Here is an 18683-nt window from a genome sequence, read left to right as displayed (position 1 = left end):
CACATATGGCATTGGTAGAAATTCAAGTCCCCGATATCGGTGATTTCGACGAAGTTGCTGTGATCGAAGTGCTGGTCAAGGCCGGCGATCAGATCAAGGCCGAGCAATCGCTGATCACCGTGGAGTCCGACAAGGCCTCCATGGAGATCCCCTCCAGCCACGCTGGCGTGCTCAAGGAGCTGCGCGTCAACATGGGCGACAAGGTCAAGCAGGGCAGCATCATTGCCGTGGTCGAGTCGGCGGAAGCAGCTGCCCCGGCGCCTGCAGCCGCCGCACCGGCCCCCGCCGCTGCAGCCCCGGCCCCGGTGGCTGCGCCTGCACCGGCCGCTGCTCCCGCTGCCGCGCCTGCGGCCTCGGGCGCCGCCACGCAGATCGACATCAAGATTCCCGACATTGGCGACTTCAAGGACGTGGCCGTGATCGAGATGCTGGTCAAGGTCGGCGACACCGTGACGGCCGAGCAATCGCTGTTCACCGTCGAGTCCGACAAGGCCTCGATGGAAATCCCGTCGCCAGCGGCCGGCACCATCACGGCGCTGACGCTCAAGATCGGTGACACGGTCAACGTGGGCGACGTGGTCGGCCAGATGAGCGTGCAGGGCGCTGCCGCGCCTGCAGCCCAGGCTGCGGCCCCGGCACCTGCTGCTGCAGCCCCTGCACCGGCAACTGCTGCCCCGGCCACTGCTGCCCCGGCCGCTGCTCCGGTCGCTGCAGCATCGGCTCCCGCCGCTGCACCTGCGCACAACCCGACCGTGGCGCCCACGGGCAAGCTGCCCCATGCATCGCCCTCGGTACGCAAGTTCGCCCGCGAACTCGGCGTTCCGCTGGACGAGGTCAAGGGCTCGGGCAACAAGGGCCGCATCACGGCCGACGACATCCAGGCTTTCACCAAGTCCGTCATGGCGGGTGCCGTGCAGACCAAGGCCCAGGCCGCGACCGCTCCCAAGGGTGGCTCCGGCGGCGGCGCAGGTCTGGACCTGCTGCCCTGGCCCAAGGTGGACTTCGCCAAGTTCGGCCCGGTCGAGCGCAAGGACCTGTCGCGCATCAAGAAGATCAGCGGCGCCAACCTGTCGCGCAACTGGGTCATGATCCCGCACGTCACCAACAATGACGAGGCCGACATCACCGACCTGGAAGCCTTCCGTGTCTCCACCAACAAGGAGAACGAGAAGAGCGGCGTCAAGGTGACCATGCTGGCCTTCGTGATCAAGGCGGTGGTTGCGGCCCTCAAGAAGTTCCCCGAGTTCAATGCCTCGCTGGACGGCGACACCCTGGTCTACAAGCAGTACTTCCACGTCGGCTTTGCGGCCGACACGCCCAACGGCCTGGTGGTCCCCGTGCTGCGCGATGCTGACAAGAAGGGCATCCTGCAGATCAGCCAGGAAATGGGCGAGCTGGCCAAGAAGGCCCGCGACGGCAAGCTCGGCGCCGCCGACATGCAGGGCGGCTGCTTCTCGATCTCGTCGCTGGGCGGCATCGGTGGCACGAACTTCACCCCCATCATCAACGCCCCTGAAGTGGCCATCCTCGGCCTGTCCAAGGGCCAGATGAAGCCGGTGTGGGATGGCAAGCAATTCGTGCCGCGCCTGACGCTGCCGCTGTCGCTGTCCTATGACCACCGTGTCATCGACGGTGCCTCGGCCGCGCGCTTCAATGCCTTCCTGGGCCAAGTGCTGGCGGACTACCGCCGCATCCTGCTGTAAACGGAGGCCCGACACATGGCAATCATCGACATCAAGGTGCCCGACATCGGCGACTTCGCCGAAGTGGGCGTGATCGAACTGCTGGTCCAGCCCGGTGACACCGTGGCCAAGGACCAGTCCCTGATCACCGTGGAGTCCGACAAGGCCTCCATGGAGATCCCCTCCAGCCATGCCGGCGTGGTCAAGGAGCTCAAGGTCAAGATCGGCGACAAGATCGCCGAAGGCGGCCTGATCCTGACGCTGGAGGCCGCTGGCGAAGCGGCCGCCGCACCCCAGGCGGCAGCACCGGCCCCTGCAGCGGCGGCTCCGGCGCCCGCCGCTGCAGCGCCCGCAGCATCGGCTCCCGCTCCGACCGCAGCCAGCTATGCCGGTGGCGCGGCCGATTACGACTGCGACGTGGTCGTGCTCGGCGGCGGTCCTGGCGGCTACTCGGCAGCCTTCCGTGCGGCCGATCTGGGCCTGAATGTGGTCATCGTCGAGCGCTACAAGAGCCTGGGCGGCGTCTGCCTGAACGTGGGCTGCATCCCGTCCAAGGCGCTGCTGCACGTGGCCGCCGTGGTGGACGAGGTCAAGCACCTGGAAGTGGCGGGCGTCAAGTTCGGCGCGCCCGAGGTCAACATCGACCAGCTGCGCGGACACAAGGACAAGGTCATCGGCAAGCTGACCGGCGGCCTGGGCCAGATGGCCAAGATGCGCAAGGTCACCGTGGTGCGCGGCTACGGCAACTTCGTCGGCGCCAACCACCTGGAAGTGGAAGAGACCACGGGCGACGGCCAGGAAAAGACCGGCAGCAAGAAGATCGTGCAGTTCAAGCGCGCCATCATTGCCGCCGGCAGCCAGGCCGTGCACCTGCCCTTCATGCCCAAGGACCCGCGCGTGGTGGACTCCACCGGCGCGCTGGACCTGGCCAGCGTGCCCAAACGCATGCTGATCCTGGGCGGCGGCATCATCGGCCTGGAAATGGGCACCGTCTACTCCACGCTGGGCGCACGCCTGGACGTGGTGGAGATGATGGACGGCCTCATGCAGGGCGCCGACCGCGACCTGGTCAAGGTCTGGCAGAAGATGAACGCGCCGCGCTTCGACAACATCATGGTCAACACCAAGACCGTGGGTGCCGAAGCCACGCCCGAAGGCATCAAGGTCAGCTTTGCGCCTGCCAAGGACGGCATCACCGTGCCCGAGCCCCAGGTCTACGACCTGGTGCTGCAGGCCGTGGGCCGCACGCCCAACGGCAAGAAGATCGCTGCCGAGAAGGCCGGCGTGGCCGTCACGGACCGCGGTTTCATCGAAGTCGATATCCAGATGCGCACCAATGTGCCCCACATCTTCGCCATCGGCGACGTGGTGGGCCAGCCCATGCTGGCGCACAAGGCCGTGCACGAGGCCCATGTGGCCGCCGAAGTCATCGCCGGTGAACTGCAGGGCAACAAGGAGCTGGCTGCCAGCGCCTTCAACGCCCGCGTGATCCCCAGCGTGGCCTACACCGACCCGGAAGTGGCGTGGGTGGGTCTGACCGAGGACCAGGCCAAGGCCCAGGGCATCAAGGTCAAGAAGGGTGTCTTCCCCTGGACGGCTTCGGGCCGCGCCATTGCCAATGGCCGCGACGAAGGCGTCACCAAGCTGCTGTTCGATGACAGCCCCGAGGCGCACGGCCATGGCCGCATCCTGGGTGGCGGCATCGTCGGCACGCATGCGGGCGACATGATCGGCGAGATTGCGCTGGCCATCGAAATGGGTGCCGACGCCGTGGACATCGGCAAGACCATCCACCCCCACCCCACGCTGGGCGAAAGCCTGGGCATGGCGGCCGAGGTGGCACACGGCTCCTGCACGGACCTGCCGCCGCAGCGCAAGTAAGCGCAAGGCCTGGCGTTCAGGCCAGGCAAGAACAGAAAGGCAGCTTCGGCTGCCTTTCTGCTTTGAAAGATGCAGACAAGGACACAGGCATCAGCCCAGACACCGGCCCAGACACAGGCACGGCAAAGGGGACAGAGCTGTTCAGGCCTGGGCGCGCAGCCACTGCAGCAATTGGTCGTGCACGCCATCTGGCGTGGGCGGAGCGGGGGACAGCAGGCAGTAGCGCGAACCGTCCTCGACAAAGCCCATGGGCGCTGCCAGCACGCCGTTGGCGACGTCGTCGCGCACCAGTTGCCAGGGTCCGATGGCCAGTCCCATGCCTGCCACGGCGGCCTGCAGGCTGAAATAGAAATGGTCGAACTGCAGCTGGGATCCCGACGGCGGCGGCTGGCCGCTGTGCTCTGCCCAGGTGGACCAGGCCCCGGGGCGGGTGCGGCTTTGCAGCAAGGGTGCCTCCGGGCGCAGCCCGGTGGCATGCCCCTCGTCGGAGCGCGTGCACCACTGCGCCAGCCGCTCGGGCCGGCAGACCGGGCCTATGCGCTCGGCAAACAGGGTCTCGGCATGACAGCCCGCTGGCGGAGAGAAGTCATCGCGCCGTATGGCCAGATCGATGCCGTCCGCGAAAGAGAAAGGCCCGCCGCCCGCCATCAGGTGCAGCTGCAACTCGGGGTGCTGTTCCTGGAACTGGGGCCAGCGCGGGATCAGCCAGCGCATGAGCAAGGTGGGCTCGCAGGACAGCACCCAGCGGCGCGCCTGCTGCGCGCGCGAGCGCAACTCCTGCGTGGCCTGGCGCATGCGCTCCAGGCCTTCGTGCACGGCCTGGGCCAGGTGGCGGCCTGCCTCGGTCAGGAAGACGCGGCGGCTGCGGCGGTCAAACAGGGTCACGCCCAGATCGTCCTCCAGCAAGCGCACGGCCCGGCTGATGGCGCCATGGGTCAGGTGCAACTCTTCTGCCGCCTTGCTGAAGTTCTCCCGCCGGGCGGCCGCTTCAAAGCAACGCAAGGCCTGCAGCGACGGCAGCCGCTTGCTTGGGGTATGTGAATTGAGTTCACCAACTGTGTCAGAAAACATCGTTATGTATTTTCATGGAAGGCCAATACTATCCGGCGCGTTGCATTGAATCGAATGGATAACCGATGACCGAATGGATAGCTGTAGTCACCATCACCTTGCTGGCCGTCATCAGCCCAGGGGCGGATTTCGCGATGGTCACACGCAACAGCCTGCTGCGCTCGCGCCGCGCGGGCCTGCTGACGGCGCTGGGCATTGGCCTGGGGGTGCTGGTCCATGTCGGCTATACCTTGCTCGGGGTCGGACTGCTCATGCAGCAGTCCACCTGGTTGTTCGACGTGGTCAAGCTGCTGGGTGCAGCCTATCTGATCTATCTGGGCGTGACCATGCTGCGCAGCCGCCCGGAGGGCGATTTGCCCAGCCAGCCCGTGGCCGCGCTCTCCGACATGGCGGCACTGCGCACGGGCTTTCTGACGAATGCGCTCAATCCCAAGACCACGGTGTTCGTGGTCAGCCTGTTCCTGCAGATCGTGGGACAGGACACGCCGCTGGCCACGCAGCTGGCATATGGCGGATTCATCTCGCTGGCCCATGTGGCGTGGTTCTGCATCGTGGCGCTGTGCTTTTCGGCCCAGCGGGTGCGTGCGCGGCTGCTGGCCGTGCGGCATTGGATAGACAGGGCCTTTGGCGGCATGTTGGTTGGGTTTGGTTTGCTGCTGGCAACGGCCAAGCTGCGGCTGTGACGTGGTGATGGTCTGACAGGAATTGGTGGGGGAGGACGGGCAGGCAGGCGGCTGTTGCCCGGCATGCGAGGCCTGCGGGGTGCCATCTGGTACCTCGCAGGCTTGGCTGTTTCTGGCGAGTGTCAGGTTCGCCCGGCAAGCGGGCCGGCGTCCCAGTGGCTTGCGGTTCGACCCTGCGCGGCAGGTGTTCATGGTGGGGGCGTGCCATCGTCTCCATGGTGAACGCCGACGCCAAGGCCTGCTCCCATGCCCAGGCCGCCCATTCCTGCGGCGCCCATTCCTGCGCCACCACCGCCGCCGCCACCGCCCTTGCTCGAAGCGCCGGATTCCGCGCCACCTTTGCGCGCCCCGCCCGCCGTGCCGCCCGGACGCGTGGGGCCCTGGTTGGGAACGCGCAGGCTGTCGGGGATCGGCTCCAGATCCAGCGCTTCGCGGATGAAGGCGCGCAGCGAAGTGACGAGTGCCGCAGTCTCGACAGGCTGGCCTGCCACCATGTCCTGGGCCGCCTGGGCGGCCATGCGCACCTGGTCTTGCGTCCCGAGCAAGATGACATCGGACAGCGCGGCTTCGACCGCATCGCGAATGCGCCGTTGGCGCTCGCTGCCAAAAGCCGGTGGTGCATCGGTGTCGGCGGCGGCGGGCCTGCGCAGATCGCGCAGGTGCAGGGGATTCACATGCAGCGTGCCCGTGAAGGAGCCGCCCAGCGTCTTGTAGGCGGCGATAAGCGACTTCAGGCGTTCATTGATCTGGCGGTTCTCACGCTCGCGTCGCTTTTGCACGGTCTGCATGAACAGCAGGCGAATGCCCATCATCAGGCAGGTGACCAGCAGCAGGCCCAACACCGTGGACAGCAGCGAAGACCAGGAGCTGAAATCTAGTGATGAGCGCATGCGCAAGGCCTCGGGAGTTGATCCAGGCCTTCAGTGTGCCTCCATACAGACGGGTCGGCGGGTAAGAAGAGTGCTGTTTGCAGGCGCCGCTTGGCCTATGCTTTCGATACTTCACACATCAGCGACAGGGCGCATGGCATGCGCCCCCAGGAGACAGCATCCAGTGAAAACAACGAAGCAGGGGGTGCATCCCTCATGGATCGTCGTGGCGGCCGGCGTCAGCGCGGCTCTGCATGTAGGCAAGCTGCCGCCGGCTGTGCCGGTGCTGCAGCAGCAATTGGGCCTGTCCCTGCTGCAGGCCGGCTTTCTGCTTTCCACCGTGCAGGTGGCCGGCATGGTGCTGGGCCTGGTGGTGGGTCTGGGTGCAGACCGCTGGGGGCTGCGCCGCAGCATGCTGGCAGGCCTGCTGCTGATGGCGGGTGCCAGCGCCCTGGGCGCCACCGCTACGGGGTTTGCAGCGCTGCTGGCCTTGCGTGCCGTGGAGGGGCTGGGCTTTTTGCTGGTTGCCATGCCGGGGCCGGGTCTGATCCGGCGCTGCGTGGCGCCAAGCGATCTGAGCGCGCGCATGGGCTGGTGGGGCACCTATATGCCGTTGGGCAGTGCCATCGGCTTGCTGCTGGGGCCGTGGGTGATGGCCTGGGCATCCTGGCCCGCATGGTGGTTGCTGTTGGGGCTGATCTCGGCACTCGCATGGGTCGCCGTCTGGTGTGGCGTGCCGGCAGACAGGCCGGTGCCCCTTGGCACATCGGTGGCGGGCGGTGGCTGGCGTCCTCGCCTGACGTTGACCCTGCGCAGCCCCGGACCCTGGTGCGTGGCTGTGGCCTTTGCCGTGTATTCAGGGCAGTGGATGGCCGTCATCGGCTTTCTCCCCACGGTCTATGCCGAGGCGGGCCTGGGCGCCGCATTGTCGGGGACGCTGACGGCCGTGGTGGCGCTGGCCAACATGGTGGGCAATGTGGCCTCGGGCCGTTTGCTCCAAGGCGGCTGGAGCGCTACGCGCGCCTTGCGCCTGGGCTTTGGCTGCATGGCGGCGTGTGCGCTGCTGGCCTATCTGCAATGGCAGGGGCAACCGCTGGCGCCGTTGTGGCTGCGCTTTGTGGCGGTGGTGTTGTTTTCGGCGGCGGGCGGGCTGATCCCGGGCACGCTGTTTTCCATGGCAGTGCGGCTGGCCCCCGATGAGTCCACGGTATCGACCACGGTGGGTTTCATGCAGCAATGGTCCAGCGTGGGGCAGTTTGCAGGCCCGCCCCTGGTGGCGGCCGTGGCCGTGCAGGCGGGGGGATGGCAGTGGACCTGGGTGGTGACGGCGGCCATGTGCGCCATCGGCTGGTGGCTGGCTGGCGCGATCGGGCGCATCAGCGGTGCGGCTGCAGCGCCGCGCGGGCGCGCTGCAGTCTGATCACGCGTCGCGCGAGCCTATCAACGCCTTCAGGGCCTCTTCCATCTGCTGCGCATGGTCCAGCGCGGGCAGCCAGGCCTGGGGCACCGGCTGGGCGGGTGCCTGGGGAGCGGATGCGGCCAGTTGGGCCAGGGCGTCATCGGGCTGCAGGGCCACCACGTTGCCGTTGGCGGACAGCTGGCGGCAGGCATCGACCAGCCATTCACAGTGCAGCACGATGGCGCGCGGCATGAGGCCACTGTCATGCGACATGCCGCGCACCAGGCTTTCGCCCAGCAGCAGTGCGCTGGCATACAGGCGCACGGCGTGGCGGTCATAGCGCCCGGTGATGGTCTGCAGCCCCGCGCCACCCAGGCGGCCGCGCAGGGACCAGCGGCTGGCGCTTTGCGCCTCCACCATGGCTGCGCGCAGTGCGCTCAGCGCATCGCTGCTGCGCGTGAGCTGGCCCAGCGCGACGGTGGCATCGGGCGTGTCGTGGGTGGCGGTGGCGCGCAGAGTGGCTTCCAGCCCCTCGGCCAGCTGGCCCAGCAAGGCGCTTGCCGAGCGCGACACGGCGCGCAGCGGATTGGCCGTGAAGATCACCTGGCTGAACATCAGGCCGACACCGGCGCCTACCAGTACGTCAACCAGCCGCGTCTCGCCCGCGGCGCTCGGCCCCATGCTCAGCACCAGCACGACGGAGACGCCCGCCTGTATCGGGACGACCGGCGGCTGCCCGAGCATGGCGGCCAGAGACAGGGCGACCAGCGAGGCCAGACTAAGCCGCAGCAGCGGAATGGTGTCGGGCAGCAGCCAGGCCAGTTCGCCGACGATGATGCCGATGGCGCAGCCCAGCACCAGACCCCAGGTCTGCTTGAGGTGGCTGGGCAGTCCGGGCGCCAGGCAGACCAGGGCGGTGACGGCGGCAAAGACGGGTTTGGGGTGGCCGAGCAGGTAGTGGGACAGCTCCCAGGCCAGCATCGCACCCAGGGAGGCGGCGATGGCGTCGCGCAGCGCCAGACGCAGGCGACCGGGCGCAGCGGCCATGCCGCTCTTGGGAGTTCCAGGGGGTGTTTTTGCTTTTGCTTTTCGCCAACGCACGAAGATTCTCCCTCCAGCATGCGAAATCCAGGTTCGCAAATGCCCAAAAGCATAGCGGCCGGTCCAGGTCCGGCGTGCAGGAGAGAAGCTTCTTGCTTGTAAGAAAGCAGCCCGCGGCGGGGCGGGGCGGGTCGGCAGCTCAGGCGGGTTGGAGCAGGCCTTCGATGAAGGCCCATTCCTCGGGCGTGACCGGCGTGATCGACAGGCGGTTGCCCTTTTGCAGTACACGCATGCCGGCAAGCTCGGGATGCTCGCGCAGCTCGGCGATCTGCAGCGTGCGTGTCTTGCGCAGCGCCTGCACGTCCAGCGTGAGCCAGCGTGGCTTGTCGGGCGAGGACTTGGGGTCGTAGTAGGGACTGCGCGGGTCGAACTGCGAGGCATCGACGCGCAGGTTGCCTGCAATGCGGGCGATGCCGTAGATGCCGGGCTCGGCGCAACTGGAGTGCCAATACAGCACCCCATCGCCCACCTGCATGGCATCGCGCATGAAGTTGCGCGCCTGGTAGTTGCGCACACCGTCCCAGGCGATGGTGGCCTGCGGTGCGGCCAGCGCGTGGTCTATGGAGAATTCGTCGGGCTCGTTCTTCATGAGCCAGAACTGGCGGGCGGAGGTGGGGGCGGCAGTCATGCCGCGATTGTGGCAAATCCCCGGGCGCCGTGGCGGCGTTCCGCGCACGCCGGCAAGAGCGCGCCGGTGACGGGACAATCACTTTCAGCCGGGCACCTCTCCCCAGCCCGCGAACCACAGGAACCCTGCATGACCGACAGCTCCACCTATGTCCCGCCCGCCGTATGGCAGCCAGCGCCTTCTGGCGGCACCTTTGCCAACATCAACCGCCCGGTCGCCGGTCCCACCCATGACAAGGCATTGCCGGTGGGGCACCAGCCGCTGCAGCTGTATTCGCTGGCCACGCCCAACGGCGTGAAGGTCACCATCATGCTGGAGGAGCTGCTGGCGCTGGGCCATGCCGGCGCGGAGTACGACGCGTGGCTGATCCGCATCAGCGAAGGCGACCAGTTCTCCAGCGGCTTTGTCGAGGTCAATCCCAATTCCAAGATCCCGGCGCTGGTGGACCGCAGCGTCGAGCCGCCGGTGCGCGTGTTCGAGTCAGGCTCCATCCTGCTGTACCTGGCCGAGAAGTTTGGTGCGCTGCTGCCTGCCGAGCCCGCTGCGCGCACCGAGACGTTGAACTGGCTGTTCTGGCAGATGGGGTCGGCACCTTACCTTGGCGGCGGTTTCGGGCATTTCTATGCCTATGCGCCCGAGAAGTTCGAGTACCCCATCAACCGCTTCACCATGGAGACCAAGCGCCAGCTCGATGTGCTTGATCGCCAGCTGGCCCTGCACCCGTTCATTGCAGGGGCCAACTACAGCATTGCCGACATCGCCATCTGGCCCTGGTATGGGGCCCTGGTGCTCAACGAGGTGTATGGCGCGGCCAAGTTCCTGTCAGCCCATGAATACACGCATGTCATGCGCTGGGCCAGGGAGATTGCCCAAAGGCCGGCCGTGCTGCGTGGCCGCCGCGTGAATCGTACCTGGGGAGATGAAGCCACCCAGGTGCCCGAGCGCCACCAGGCGTCGGACCTGGGCTGATAGCCGTCTACTGGGAGCGGCCCCAGGGGCCGCGATCGGGCTGGCGCCAGAAGCGCGGGCGCTTGCCGGAAGGCTCGGGGGCGGGCTCGGCCTCGCGCCCGTCCTTGTCGGTCCTGTTGGCCTTGTCGGTCTTTTTGGCGTTTTCCAATTGCTGACCTGTCTGCTCGACCTTGCGCGCCGTGCGATCCAGCCGCGAGGGAATGTCGAGTTCTGCGTGCTCGACCACACGAATGCAGTCCTGGATATGCCGCTCGCCCAGGTAGCGCAGCGTGGCATAGCCCAGCGCTGCTGCTGCGGCCTGGCCTGCCAGCGGCACATACTTGGCGGCCTGCGTGGCCGTCATGCGCATGCCGGCCGCGCGCGCCAGGCGCACCACCATGTCGCGCGTGATCAGCTTCCCGATCAGCACCGAGCCCACCATGGCCACGGCCTTTTGCACCTGCTCGCGCTTGCCGGGTTCCAGCTTGTCCAACTGTTCGGGTGTGAGGCCGAATTCGCGGTTGATGCGTGGCAGCAACCGCGCCAGCAGTGCCGCATCCACCAGCCAGTCCAGGCCCGGAATGGGCAGGCTGCTGGCTGCTGCGCCGACCAGTGCACGCCGGTGCAGCAACTTGCGCGCGCTTTCGGCCGCTTGCGCCACATCGTGGCGCGGTGGTGGAGGGGGAGGGGTTTTGTCCGATGTGCGAAAGATCATGCGTGCCAGTGAAGACGGGGCAGATGTCGATCAAGAAAATGCGCCAGCCGGTGGATGCGGCTGGCGCGCAGGGTGGTCAGCGTGCGCTCTTGCTGCGAACCAGGCTGTAGATGAAGAGGATGACGATGGCGCCCACGATGGAGGCGATCCAGCCGGCGGGTTGCCCGGCCTCGTACCAACCCATCGCGACACCAACGTAGCTGGCAAGAAACGATCCTGCCACGCCGAGCAGGATGGTCATGATCCAGCCAAGGCTGTCATCGCCGGGTTTGAGTGCCCGCGCCAGCAAGCCAACGACCAGGCCAACGATGAGGGTACCAATCAAGGACATCATGCTTTTCTCCGAACTGAAGCTTCCATGCCGCGACTCTAGGGCCCGGCACCGGGTGGCCCTGTCGGACAGCATCTCAACCTGGGACGAAGCCAGAGCAGGGCCCTGAAAAACAAAAACGCCTGCATGTGCAGGCGTTTGTGGATTGGCGCAAAAGACGCTGCGATCACTGCAGCTGGCTTGCCTGCATCTGCAGGGCCAGAGCGGCCTTGCTGGCGTCAAGGCCCAGGCCGTCGGCGTCCTGCACGCGGCGGGCACCATCGAAGCGGCGGGCCCAGTACGCGCTTTGCATGCTTTCCACGCGAACCTGCGCACCGGTACGCGGTGCATGGATGAAGTTGCCGTCGCCGACATAGATGCCGACATGGCTGAAGGTGCGGCGCATGGTGTTGAAGAACACCAGATCACCGGGCTTGAGTTCGTTCTTGTCGATTTTTTCCGTGGCCTGTGCCTGCTGGTCAGCGCGGCGCGGCAGGACCTTGCCCAGGGTTTCGGAGTAGATGGCGCGGACGAAACCGCTGCAGTCGAAGCCGGTCTCGGCACTGTTGCCGCCGCGGCGGTAGGGAACGCCGATGAAGCCCATGGCGGTCACGACCAGATCGGAGGTCTTTTCGGCGACGCTTTGTCGTGCTTCCTTGACGAAGTCGGAAGTGCGTTCCGCCATGTGGTGGCGGGCTTCGCGCAGCTGCGAGATGAGGCTGCGGTTGACCAGCAGCTGGTTCATATCGTCGTCACGCATTTCGGGCGGAGCCGCGTGTGCCGTGACGCTGACAAACAGGAGTGCAATAAGCCATCGGGACATGGGGCGCGAGATTACCACGCAAAAACGTAGGACAAATTCGATAAGACCCCCGAAAGCCTGGGTTTTTGAGTTACCTCAGGAATCCGGGCTGCGCGGCAGGGAGCGCACGCAAGCTGCGACAATGGAAAGCTTTCCCTTTTGTCCTCTATAAGAAGGGCGGCCCGCGCCGCCCCATATTCCCAAGAAAGATCCGCCATGCTGCTTGAAGCCACCGACTCCCAGCTCGTACTCGTCGATTACCAGGAGCGCCTGATGCCGGCCATCTTCGAGGGACCGGCAGTTCTGGCCAATGCCGTGAAGCTGGCGCGCCTGGCGCAGCTGGTGGACGTGCCGGTCTTCGGCACCGAGCAGAACCCCTCGCGCCTGGGCGCCAACGACGCCGAACTGCGCGCGTTGTGCGACCGGACCCTGTCCAAGATGCATTTCAGCGCCGTGGCCGAGGGCCTGGGCGAGTGGCTGCGTCCTCCTGCACGGCCCCAGGGCGGCAATGCACGCAGCCTGCCCAAGCATCTGCAAAAGCCCCAGCAGCAGGCGCCCGAGCGCAGCATGGTGGTGATTGCCGGCTGTGAAGCCCATGTCTGCCTGCTGCAGACGGCGCTGGAGCTGCTGGAAGATGAGTTCGATGTCTGGGTCGTCACCGACGCCTGCAGCTCGCGCACCGAGCGCAACCGCGATGCCGCCTTCGACCGCTTGGCCGGCGCTGGTGCCGAGCTGGTGACCACGGAGATGGTGGCCTTCGAGTGGCTGCGCAGCTGCGAGCATCCGGCCTTCAAGGATCTGCTTGCCCTGGTCAAGTAAGGCCCGGGTTCCTGGTTCCGCCGTCTTGGGGCGCTCTTTGGAGCGCCTTTTTTCATGGTGGCCTGTCTATTCTCGGGAGGCGGGCTGCCGCTGCACCGCGTAGTTCTACGGAGCTGCGTGCGTAGCCGGCCGAATAGGCGCGGGCAGGGCGTTTTTCTACAGTGGCGGCATTCCCCCAAGAGAGACTGTATGAAGCACGTTCTGACCTTCACCGCCCTGATCCTGACCGCCTCGGGCAGCGCTTTGGCTGCCGACCATTTCTATGGCGCCGTCCGCATCAACTCCGCCAACTACAAGGCCCACGACATGGACTCCAGCGCCCGCCCCGGGCTGGGGCAGTTCGTGCCTGGCGACGACAGCCGCCGCGCTACTGGCGGCTCTCTGGCCCTGGGCTATCAGCTCCCGTCGGATTGGCGCCTGGAAGCCGAATACACCCTGCCCAGGAGCAACGAATTCACCAGCGGCTCCACGCGCTTTCCCACGAGCTTCAATCACCACAGCATCCGTTCTCAGCGCCTGATGATCAATGCGTACAAGGATTTCCCCCTGAACGCGCAGTTCTCCGTGTACGGCACGGCGGGCCTGGGCCTGGCCCACCTGCAGTCCAGCGGCTGGCAAGGCAATCCGAATCGCCAGTACTTCAGCGATTCCCAGAACAATCTGGCCTATGCGCTGGGCTTTGGCGTCAGCTACTCGCCGATTCAAAAGGTCAGCATTGACCTGGGCTACCGCTATGTGGGCATGGGCAAGACCCACAGCGGCGCCAACAACTTCACCAATGTCCGTGGCCTGCAGGATGAGCAGATGCGCGCCAAGCTGAGTTCCAGCGAGATCTCGGTCGGCCTGCGCTACAGCTTCTGAGTTTGAAGGGGCCTGTCTGCCCGCGCAGCGCGGAGTTGTCAGCTTTTGGCAAGCGCATTATGAATAATTATGAATTCAGAAGCCGCCAATCCATGACAACGACAGGAGACAGACAATGGCCCCGCGTTTCGACGATTTCCACCGCCGCTCCATCGAGGAGCGCGATGCCTTCTGGGCCGAGCAGGCCCGCCGCATCGACTGGCATGTGCCGCCCCAGCGCATCTGCGACTACGACAATCCGCCGTTTGCAAGGTGGTTTGTCGGGGGGCAGACCAATCTCTGCCACAACGCCGTGGACCGGCACCTGGCCGAGCGCGCCGACCAGAACGCGCTGATCGCCATCTCCACCGAGACCGGCACGGAAAAGGTCTACACCTACCGCGAACTGCATGCCGAGGTGCAGCGCATGGCCGCCGTGCTGCAGTCGCTGGGCGTGCAAAAGGGCGACCGCGTCCAGATCTACATGCCCATGATTGCCGAGGCGGCCTTTGCCATGCTGGCCTGCGCGCGGCTGGGTGCCATCCATTCGGTGGTGTTCGGCGGCTTTGCCTCGGCGGCGCTGGCCTCGCGCATCGACGATGCCGAGCCCAAGGTCATCATCAGTGCCGACGCGGGTTCTCGCGGCGGGCGCGTCGTGGCCTACAAGCCCTTGCTGGACGAGGCCCTGCAGCTGGCCAGCCACAAGCCAGCGGCCGTGCTCATCGTGGACCGTGGCCTGGCGCCTGCGCCCATGCGCGCCGGTCGTGACCACGACTGGGCCAGCCTGCGTGCGCTGCACGCCGACGCCCAGGTCGCCTGCACCTGGGTGGAATCCACCGACCCCAGCTACACGCTCTACACCAGCGGCACCACGGGGCGCCCCAAGGGCGTGCAGCGCGATACAGGCGGCTACACGGTGGCGCTGGCCGCCAGCATGCCGCTGATCTTCGGGGCCGAGGCAGGGCAGACTTTTTTCTGCACCAGCGACATCGGCTGGGTCGTGGGCCACAGCTACATCATCTATGCGCCGCTGATCGCAGGCATGGCCACCGTGCTCTACGAGGGCCTGCCCATACGCCCCGACGCAGGCATCTGGTGGAGCATCGTGGAGAAGTACCGGGTCACCCACATGTTCTCGGCGCCCACGGCCATCCGCGTGCTCAAGAAGCACGATGCCGAGTACCTGCACCGCCACGATATCTCCAGCCTCAAGGCGCTGTGGCTGGCCGGCGAGCCGCTGGACGAGCCCACGGCGCAGTGGATCAGCCAGGCCCTGGGAAAACCCATCATCGACAACTACTGGCAGACCGAGACCGGCTGGCCCATCCTCACGCTGTGCAACGGCGTGGAGCAGCAGACCACGCGCTTCGGCAGTCCCGGCAAGGCCGTCTATGGCTATGACGTGAAACTGATCGACGAGGCCACGGGCGAGGAACTGCTCGGTGCCGGGCAAAAGGGCGTGCTGGCCATCGAGGGACCGCTGCCGCCGGGCTGCATGCAGACCGTCTGGCGTGACGACCAGCGCTTCATCAACACCTACTGGAAGAGCATTCCGGGCCGCATGATCTACAGCACCTTCGACTGGGGCATACGCGACGAGGACGGCTACTTCTTCATCCTGGGCCGCACGGACGACGTGATCAACGTGGCCGGCCACCGCCTTGGCACGCGCGAGATCGAGGAATGCATCTCCGCCCACCCCCAGGTGGCCGAAGTCGCCGTGGTCGGCGTGGCCGATGCGCTCAAGGGCCAGGTGGCGCTGGCCTTTGCCGTGCCGCGCACGGCGCTGGAAGGCGAGGCCGAGCGCGCGGCGCTGGAGGCCGATGTGATGAAGCTGGTCGATGCGCGGCTGGGCGCCGTGGCCCGGCCCTCGCGCGTGGTCTTCGTCAGTGCGCTGCCCAAGACGCGCAGCGGCAAGCTGCTGCGCCGCGCCATGCAGGCCGTGGCCGAGGGGCGCGACCCTGGCGACCTCAGCACCATGGAAGATCCGGCTGCGCTGGCCCAGGTGCAGCAGCAGCTGTGAGGCAGGGCACGCGCCGCAACCGCTTGCAGCCGGGGTGATGTGCGGCGGCGCCCCTGCCTGCCGCGCCTACAAGCCTGCCGCGCCTACAATCGCGCCTTGGGCCGCAGCCGGGCCAGGTCCCCAGGCTGCGGCGCCCTGTTTTCAACCGACGAGAAAGCGTTTTCGACGTGCAGGTCGCATCTTCCATCTTCAAAGCCTATGACATCCGCGGCATCGTGCCGTCCACGCTCAACGAGGAGGTGGCGCTCGGCGTGGGCCGCGCCTTCGGCATGGCGGCCCTGGCGGCCGGCGAGACCGTGGTGGCCGTGGGACGCGATGGCCGCCTGTCGGGACCCTCGCTGTCCGCGGCGCTGATCGCCGGCCTGACCGAGGTCGGCATCGAGGTGATCGACATCGGCCTGGCCACCACCCCCATGCTGTACTACGCGGCCAGCACGCTGGCGCGCTCGGGCATCCAGGTCACGGGAAGCCACAATCCCAAGGACTACAACGGTTTCAAGATGGTGCTGGCCGGCCGCGCCATCTACGGCGAGGAAATCCAGGCGCTGCGCCGCCGTGTCGAGAGCGACGACTGGACCCTGACGGGCACCGGCAGCGTGCGCCGCGCCGATGTGCAGGCCGACTACCAGGCGCGCATCGTGGGTGACGTGAAGCTGGCGCGCCCCATCAAGATCGTGGTGGACTGCGGCAACGGCGTGGCCGGTGCCTCGGCGCCCGGCATCTTCCGCGCCCTGGGCTGCGAGGTGATCGAGCTGTTCTCCGAAGTGGACGGTGAATTCCCCAACCACCATCCCGACCCCAGCAAGCCCGAGAACCTGCGCGACGTGATCGAGGCGCTGCGCACCTCGGACGCCGAACTGGGCCTGGCCTTCGACGGTGACGGCGACCGCCTGGGCATCGTCACCAAGGACGGCCAGAACATCTTCCCCGACCGCCAGATGATGCTGTTCGCCAAGGACGTGCTCTCGCGCGTGCCGGGCGGCAGCATCGTCTACGACGTGAAATGCACGCAGCGCCTGGCGCCCGCCATCCGCGAGGCCGGGGGCGAGCCCGTGATGTTCAAGACCGGGCACTCCCTGGTCAAGGCCCGCATGAAGGAACTGGACGCGCCGCTGGGCGGCGAGATGAGCGGCCACATCTTCTTCAAGGAGCGCTGGTATGGCTTCGATGACGGCACCTACGCGGGCTGCCGCCTGCTGGAGATCGTCAGCCGCGAGGCCGACCCCAGCGCCTTGCTCAACGCGCTGCCCACCAGCTTCTCCACCCCTGAACTGAATGTGGCCTGCGCCGAGGGCGAGCCCCATCGCCTGGCCGCCGAACTGCAGGCCCTGGCCGCCGAGACCTTTGCCGCACCGGCCCAGGTCAGCACCATCGACGGCCTGCGCGTGGACTGGGCCGACGGCTTCGGCCTGATCCGCGCCAGCAACACCACGCCCGTGCTGGTGCTGCGCTTCGAGGGCCAGACCCAGGAGGCGCTGTCGCGCATCGAGGCGCAGATGCTGGCGCTGCTGGAGCGCGTCAAGCCCGGCGCGCAGGTTGGCGGCGCCGCGCACTGATTTGCGCGCCAGGCGATGACTTCACGCTCTCCCACGTCCTGGGCGCGCGCGCTGTACAGCGCCGTGACCTGGGCGGCGCAGCCGCTGCTGCGCCGCAAGCTGCTGCGCCGCGCCGAGGCCGAGCCCGTCTATGCCGAGCACATTCCCGAGCGCTTTGGCCGCTACCAGCCGGCCACGCTGGGGCAGGACGGACGAGGCCGGTGGATCTGGATTCACGCCGTATCGCTGGGTGAGACGCGCGCTGCCGCCATCTTGCTGACCGCGCTGCGCGAGCGCCTGCCCGGCATGCGCCTGCTGCTGACCCATGGCACGGCCACGGGCCGCACCGAAGGCCGCCGGCTGCTGCAGTCCGGCGACCTGCAGGTCTGGCAGCCCTGGGATACCCCAGCGGCCGTGCGCCGCTTCGTGCAGCAATTCCGGCCCGCGGTCGGCGTGCTCATGGAGACCGAAGTGTGGCCCAACCTGGTCGCCATCTGCCGCGAAGAGAGCGTGCCGCTGGCGCTGGCCAATGCGCGACTCAGCGACAAATCACTGGGCCAGGCGCTGCGCGTGGCGCCGCTGGCGCGGCCCACCTATGCCGCCCTGGCCGCCGCCTGGGCGCAGACCGAGGACGATGCCCGGCGCCTGCGCCTGCTGGGTGCGCCCGTGCGCGGCGTGCTCGGCAACCTGAAATTCGATGCGCGTCCGGACGCTGCGCTGCTGGAGCGCGCGCGGCAATGGAAGTCCGGCCTGTCCCGCCCTGTGGTGCTGCTGGCCAGCAGCCGCGAGGGCGAGGAGGCCATGCTGCTGTCCGCCCTGCGCACGCTGGGGCCGGCAGGCCGGGCCGTGCAATGGCTGGTCGTGCCGCGCCATCCGCAGCGCTTTGACGAAGTGGCGGCGCTGCTGGCTGGCGGCGGCCTGCATGTCTCGCGTCGCAGCCAGTGGGTGGGTGGCCCGCCCTGCGGGGCTGCGGCGGATGACATCGACATCTGGCTGGGTGATTCGCTGGGCGAGATGGCCCTGTACTACGGCCTGGCCGACGCCACGCTCATGGGCGGCAGCTTTGCGCCGCTGGGCGGCCAGAACCTCATCGAGGCCCTGGCTTGCGACTGCCCCGTGGTGCTGGGGCCGCATACCTTCAACTTCAGCGAAGCCTCGGACCTGGCCTGCGAAGCCGGCGCCGCGCTGCGGGCGCCCGACCTGGAGCACGGGCTGCGCCTGGCCGTGGACCTGGCCGGGGACCGCCAGTCCCACGCCCATGCCGTGGCCCAGGCGCGCGGCTTCCTGGACCAGCACCGCGGTGCAGCTCAGGCGACGGCACAGGCGGTGGCCGGGCTGTTGCAGTCCCAGCCGTTGCGCTGAGCACTGGGTTTTCGG

The 18683-nt window shown here is 67.2% G+C and carries 17 protein-coding genes; 10 read left to right on the top strand and 7 right to left on the bottom strand.

The genetic code is table 11. The annotated features are described in order from the left end of the window. Nucleotides 1-5 precede the first annotated feature (5 nt). Complete coding sequence (aceF, locus tag CLV01_RS18975; RefSeq protein WP_099733501.1) at nucleotides 6-1703, top strand: dihydrolipoyllysine-residue acetyltransferase; 1698 nt, start codon at nucleotides 6-8, stop codon at nucleotides 1701-1703. 15 nt (nucleotides 1704-1718) lie between these two features. Further along, complete coding sequence (gene lpdA, locus CLV01_RS18970; RefSeq protein WP_099733502.1) at nucleotides 1719-3563, top strand: dihydrolipoyl dehydrogenase; 1845 nt, start codon at nucleotides 1719-1721, stop codon at nucleotides 3561-3563. A 141-nt stretch (nucleotides 3564-3704) separates the two neighbouring features. On the opposite strand, the gene CLV01_RS18965 is transcribed toward lpdA, so the two are convergent. Further along, the gene (locus tag CLV01_RS18965) at nucleotides 3705-4634 is read right to left on the bottom strand and encodes a LysR family transcriptional regulator (RefSeq protein WP_034394186.1); all 930 of its coding nucleotides are present in this window, start codon (nucleotides 4632-4634) and stop codon (nucleotides 3705-3707) included. Nucleotides 4635-4699: 65 nt separating this feature from the next. Here CLV01_RS18965 and CLV01_RS18960 point away from each other — a divergent pair, with 65 nt between their 5' ends. Next, entirely contained in the window at nucleotides 4700-5317 is a 618-nt protein-coding gene (locus CLV01_RS18960; RefSeq protein WP_013802226.1) for a LysE family translocator, read from the top strand. Between the two features lie 188 nt (nucleotides 5318-5505). Here the strand turns inward: CLV01_RS18960 and CLV01_RS18955 are convergent, their stop codons facing one another. Next, nucleotides 5506-6207, bottom strand: coding sequence for a hypothetical protein (locus tag CLV01_RS18955; RefSeq protein WP_099733503.1), 702 nt, complete (start codon nucleotides 6205-6207; stop codon nucleotides 5506-5508). Between the two features lie 133 nt (nucleotides 6208-6340). On the opposite strand from CLV01_RS18955, the gene CLV01_RS18950 reads away from it, so the two are divergent. Continuing rightward, the gene (locus tag CLV01_RS18950; RefSeq protein ID WP_180288429.1) at nucleotides 6341-7606 is read left to right on the top strand and encodes an MFS transporter; all 1266 of its coding nucleotides are present in this window, start codon (nucleotides 6341-6343) and stop codon (nucleotides 7604-7606) included. Here CLV01_RS18950 and CLV01_RS18945 read toward each other — a convergent pair whose 3' ends face one another. Both CLV01_RS18945 and CLV01_RS18940 read right to left on the bottom strand, forming a co-directional pair. After that, nucleotides 7607-8632, bottom strand: a complete 1026-nt coding sequence (locus CLV01_RS18945; protein ID WP_012205798.1) for an FUSC family protein — start codon at nucleotides 8630-8632, stop codon at nucleotides 7607-7609. Nucleotides 8633-8825: 193 nt separating this feature from the next. Further along, nucleotides 8826-9314: an EVE domain-containing protein gene (locus CLV01_RS18940; protein WP_034394174.1), complete on the bottom strand. Its 489-nt coding sequence runs from the start codon at nucleotides 9312-9314 to the stop codon at nucleotides 8826-8828. Nucleotides 9315-9443: 129 nt separating this feature from the next. Here CLV01_RS18940 and yghU point away from each other — a divergent pair, with 129 nt between their 5' ends. Continuing rightward, nucleotides 9444-10283, top strand: a complete 840-nt coding sequence (yghU, locus tag CLV01_RS18935; RefSeq protein ID WP_099733505.1) for a glutathione-dependent disulfide-bond oxidoreductase — start codon at nucleotides 9444-9446, stop codon at nucleotides 10281-10283. A 7-nt stretch (nucleotides 10284-10290) separates the two neighbouring features. Here yghU and CLV01_RS18930 read toward each other — a convergent pair whose 3' ends face one another. From CLV01_RS18930 to CLV01_RS18920, 3 genes are all read right to left on the bottom strand, one after another. After that, on the bottom strand, nucleotides 10291-10977 hold the full coding sequence (locus tag CLV01_RS18930; protein ID WP_099733506.1) for a hypothetical protein: 687 nt from the start codon (nucleotides 10975-10977) through the stop codon (nucleotides 10291-10293). 76 nt (nucleotides 10978-11053) lie between these two features. Further along, nucleotides 11054-11311 (bottom strand): GlsB/YeaQ/YmgE family stress response membrane protein, encoded by a 258-nt coding sequence (locus CLV01_RS18925; RefSeq protein WP_012205794.1) that lies wholly within the window; start codon nucleotides 11309-11311, stop codon nucleotides 11054-11056. A gap of 163 nt (nucleotides 11312-11474) precedes the next feature. Next, nucleotides 11475-12110 carry a C40 family peptidase gene (locus CLV01_RS18920; RefSeq protein WP_012205793.1) on the bottom strand — a complete coding sequence of 212 codons (636 nt, stop codon included), beginning with the start codon at nucleotides 12108-12110 and terminating at the stop codon, nucleotides 11475-11477. A gap of 195 nt (nucleotides 12111-12305) precedes the next feature. On the opposite strand from CLV01_RS18920, the gene CLV01_RS18915 reads away from it, so the two are divergent. The 5 genes from CLV01_RS18915 (at nucleotide 12306) to CLV01_RS18895 (ending at nucleotide 18668) form a co-directional block, all read left to right on the top strand. Further along, nucleotides 12306-12908, top strand: a complete 603-nt coding sequence (locus tag CLV01_RS18915; protein ID WP_012205792.1) for an isochorismatase family protein — start codon at nucleotides 12306-12308, stop codon at nucleotides 12906-12908. 189 nt (nucleotides 12909-13097) lie between these two features. Beyond that, on the top strand, nucleotides 13098-13769 hold the full coding sequence (locus CLV01_RS18910; protein WP_099733507.1) for an outer membrane protein: 672 nt from the start codon (nucleotides 13098-13100) through the stop codon (nucleotides 13767-13769). A gap of 115 nt (nucleotides 13770-13884) precedes the next feature. Further along, complete coding sequence (locus tag CLV01_RS18905) at nucleotides 13885-15771, top strand: propionate--CoA ligase (RefSeq protein ID WP_013802234.1); 1887 nt, start codon at nucleotides 13885-13887, stop codon at nucleotides 15769-15771. Nucleotides 15772-15938: 167 nt separating this feature from the next. Then, a complete protein-coding gene (locus tag CLV01_RS18900) occupies nucleotides 15939-17327 on the top strand; it encodes a phosphomannomutase/phosphoglucomutase (RefSeq protein WP_065346582.1) in 1389 nt (462 codons plus the stop codon). 15 nt (nucleotides 17328-17342) lie between these two features. Then, nucleotides 17343-18668, top strand: coding sequence for a 3-deoxy-D-manno-octulosonic acid transferase (locus CLV01_RS18895; RefSeq protein WP_099733508.1), 1326 nt, complete (start codon nucleotides 17343-17345; stop codon nucleotides 18666-18668). The last annotated feature ends 15 nt before the right edge of the window (nucleotides 18669-18683 follow it).

It is taken from the genome of Delftia sp. 60, assembly GCF_002754395.1.
In the GTDB taxonomy this organism is placed as follows: Bacteria; Pseudomonadota; Gammaproteobacteria; order Burkholderiales; family Burkholderiaceae_C; genus Comamonas; species Comamonas acidovorans.
This window is presented reverse-complemented; position numbering and strand designations above follow the sequence as displayed.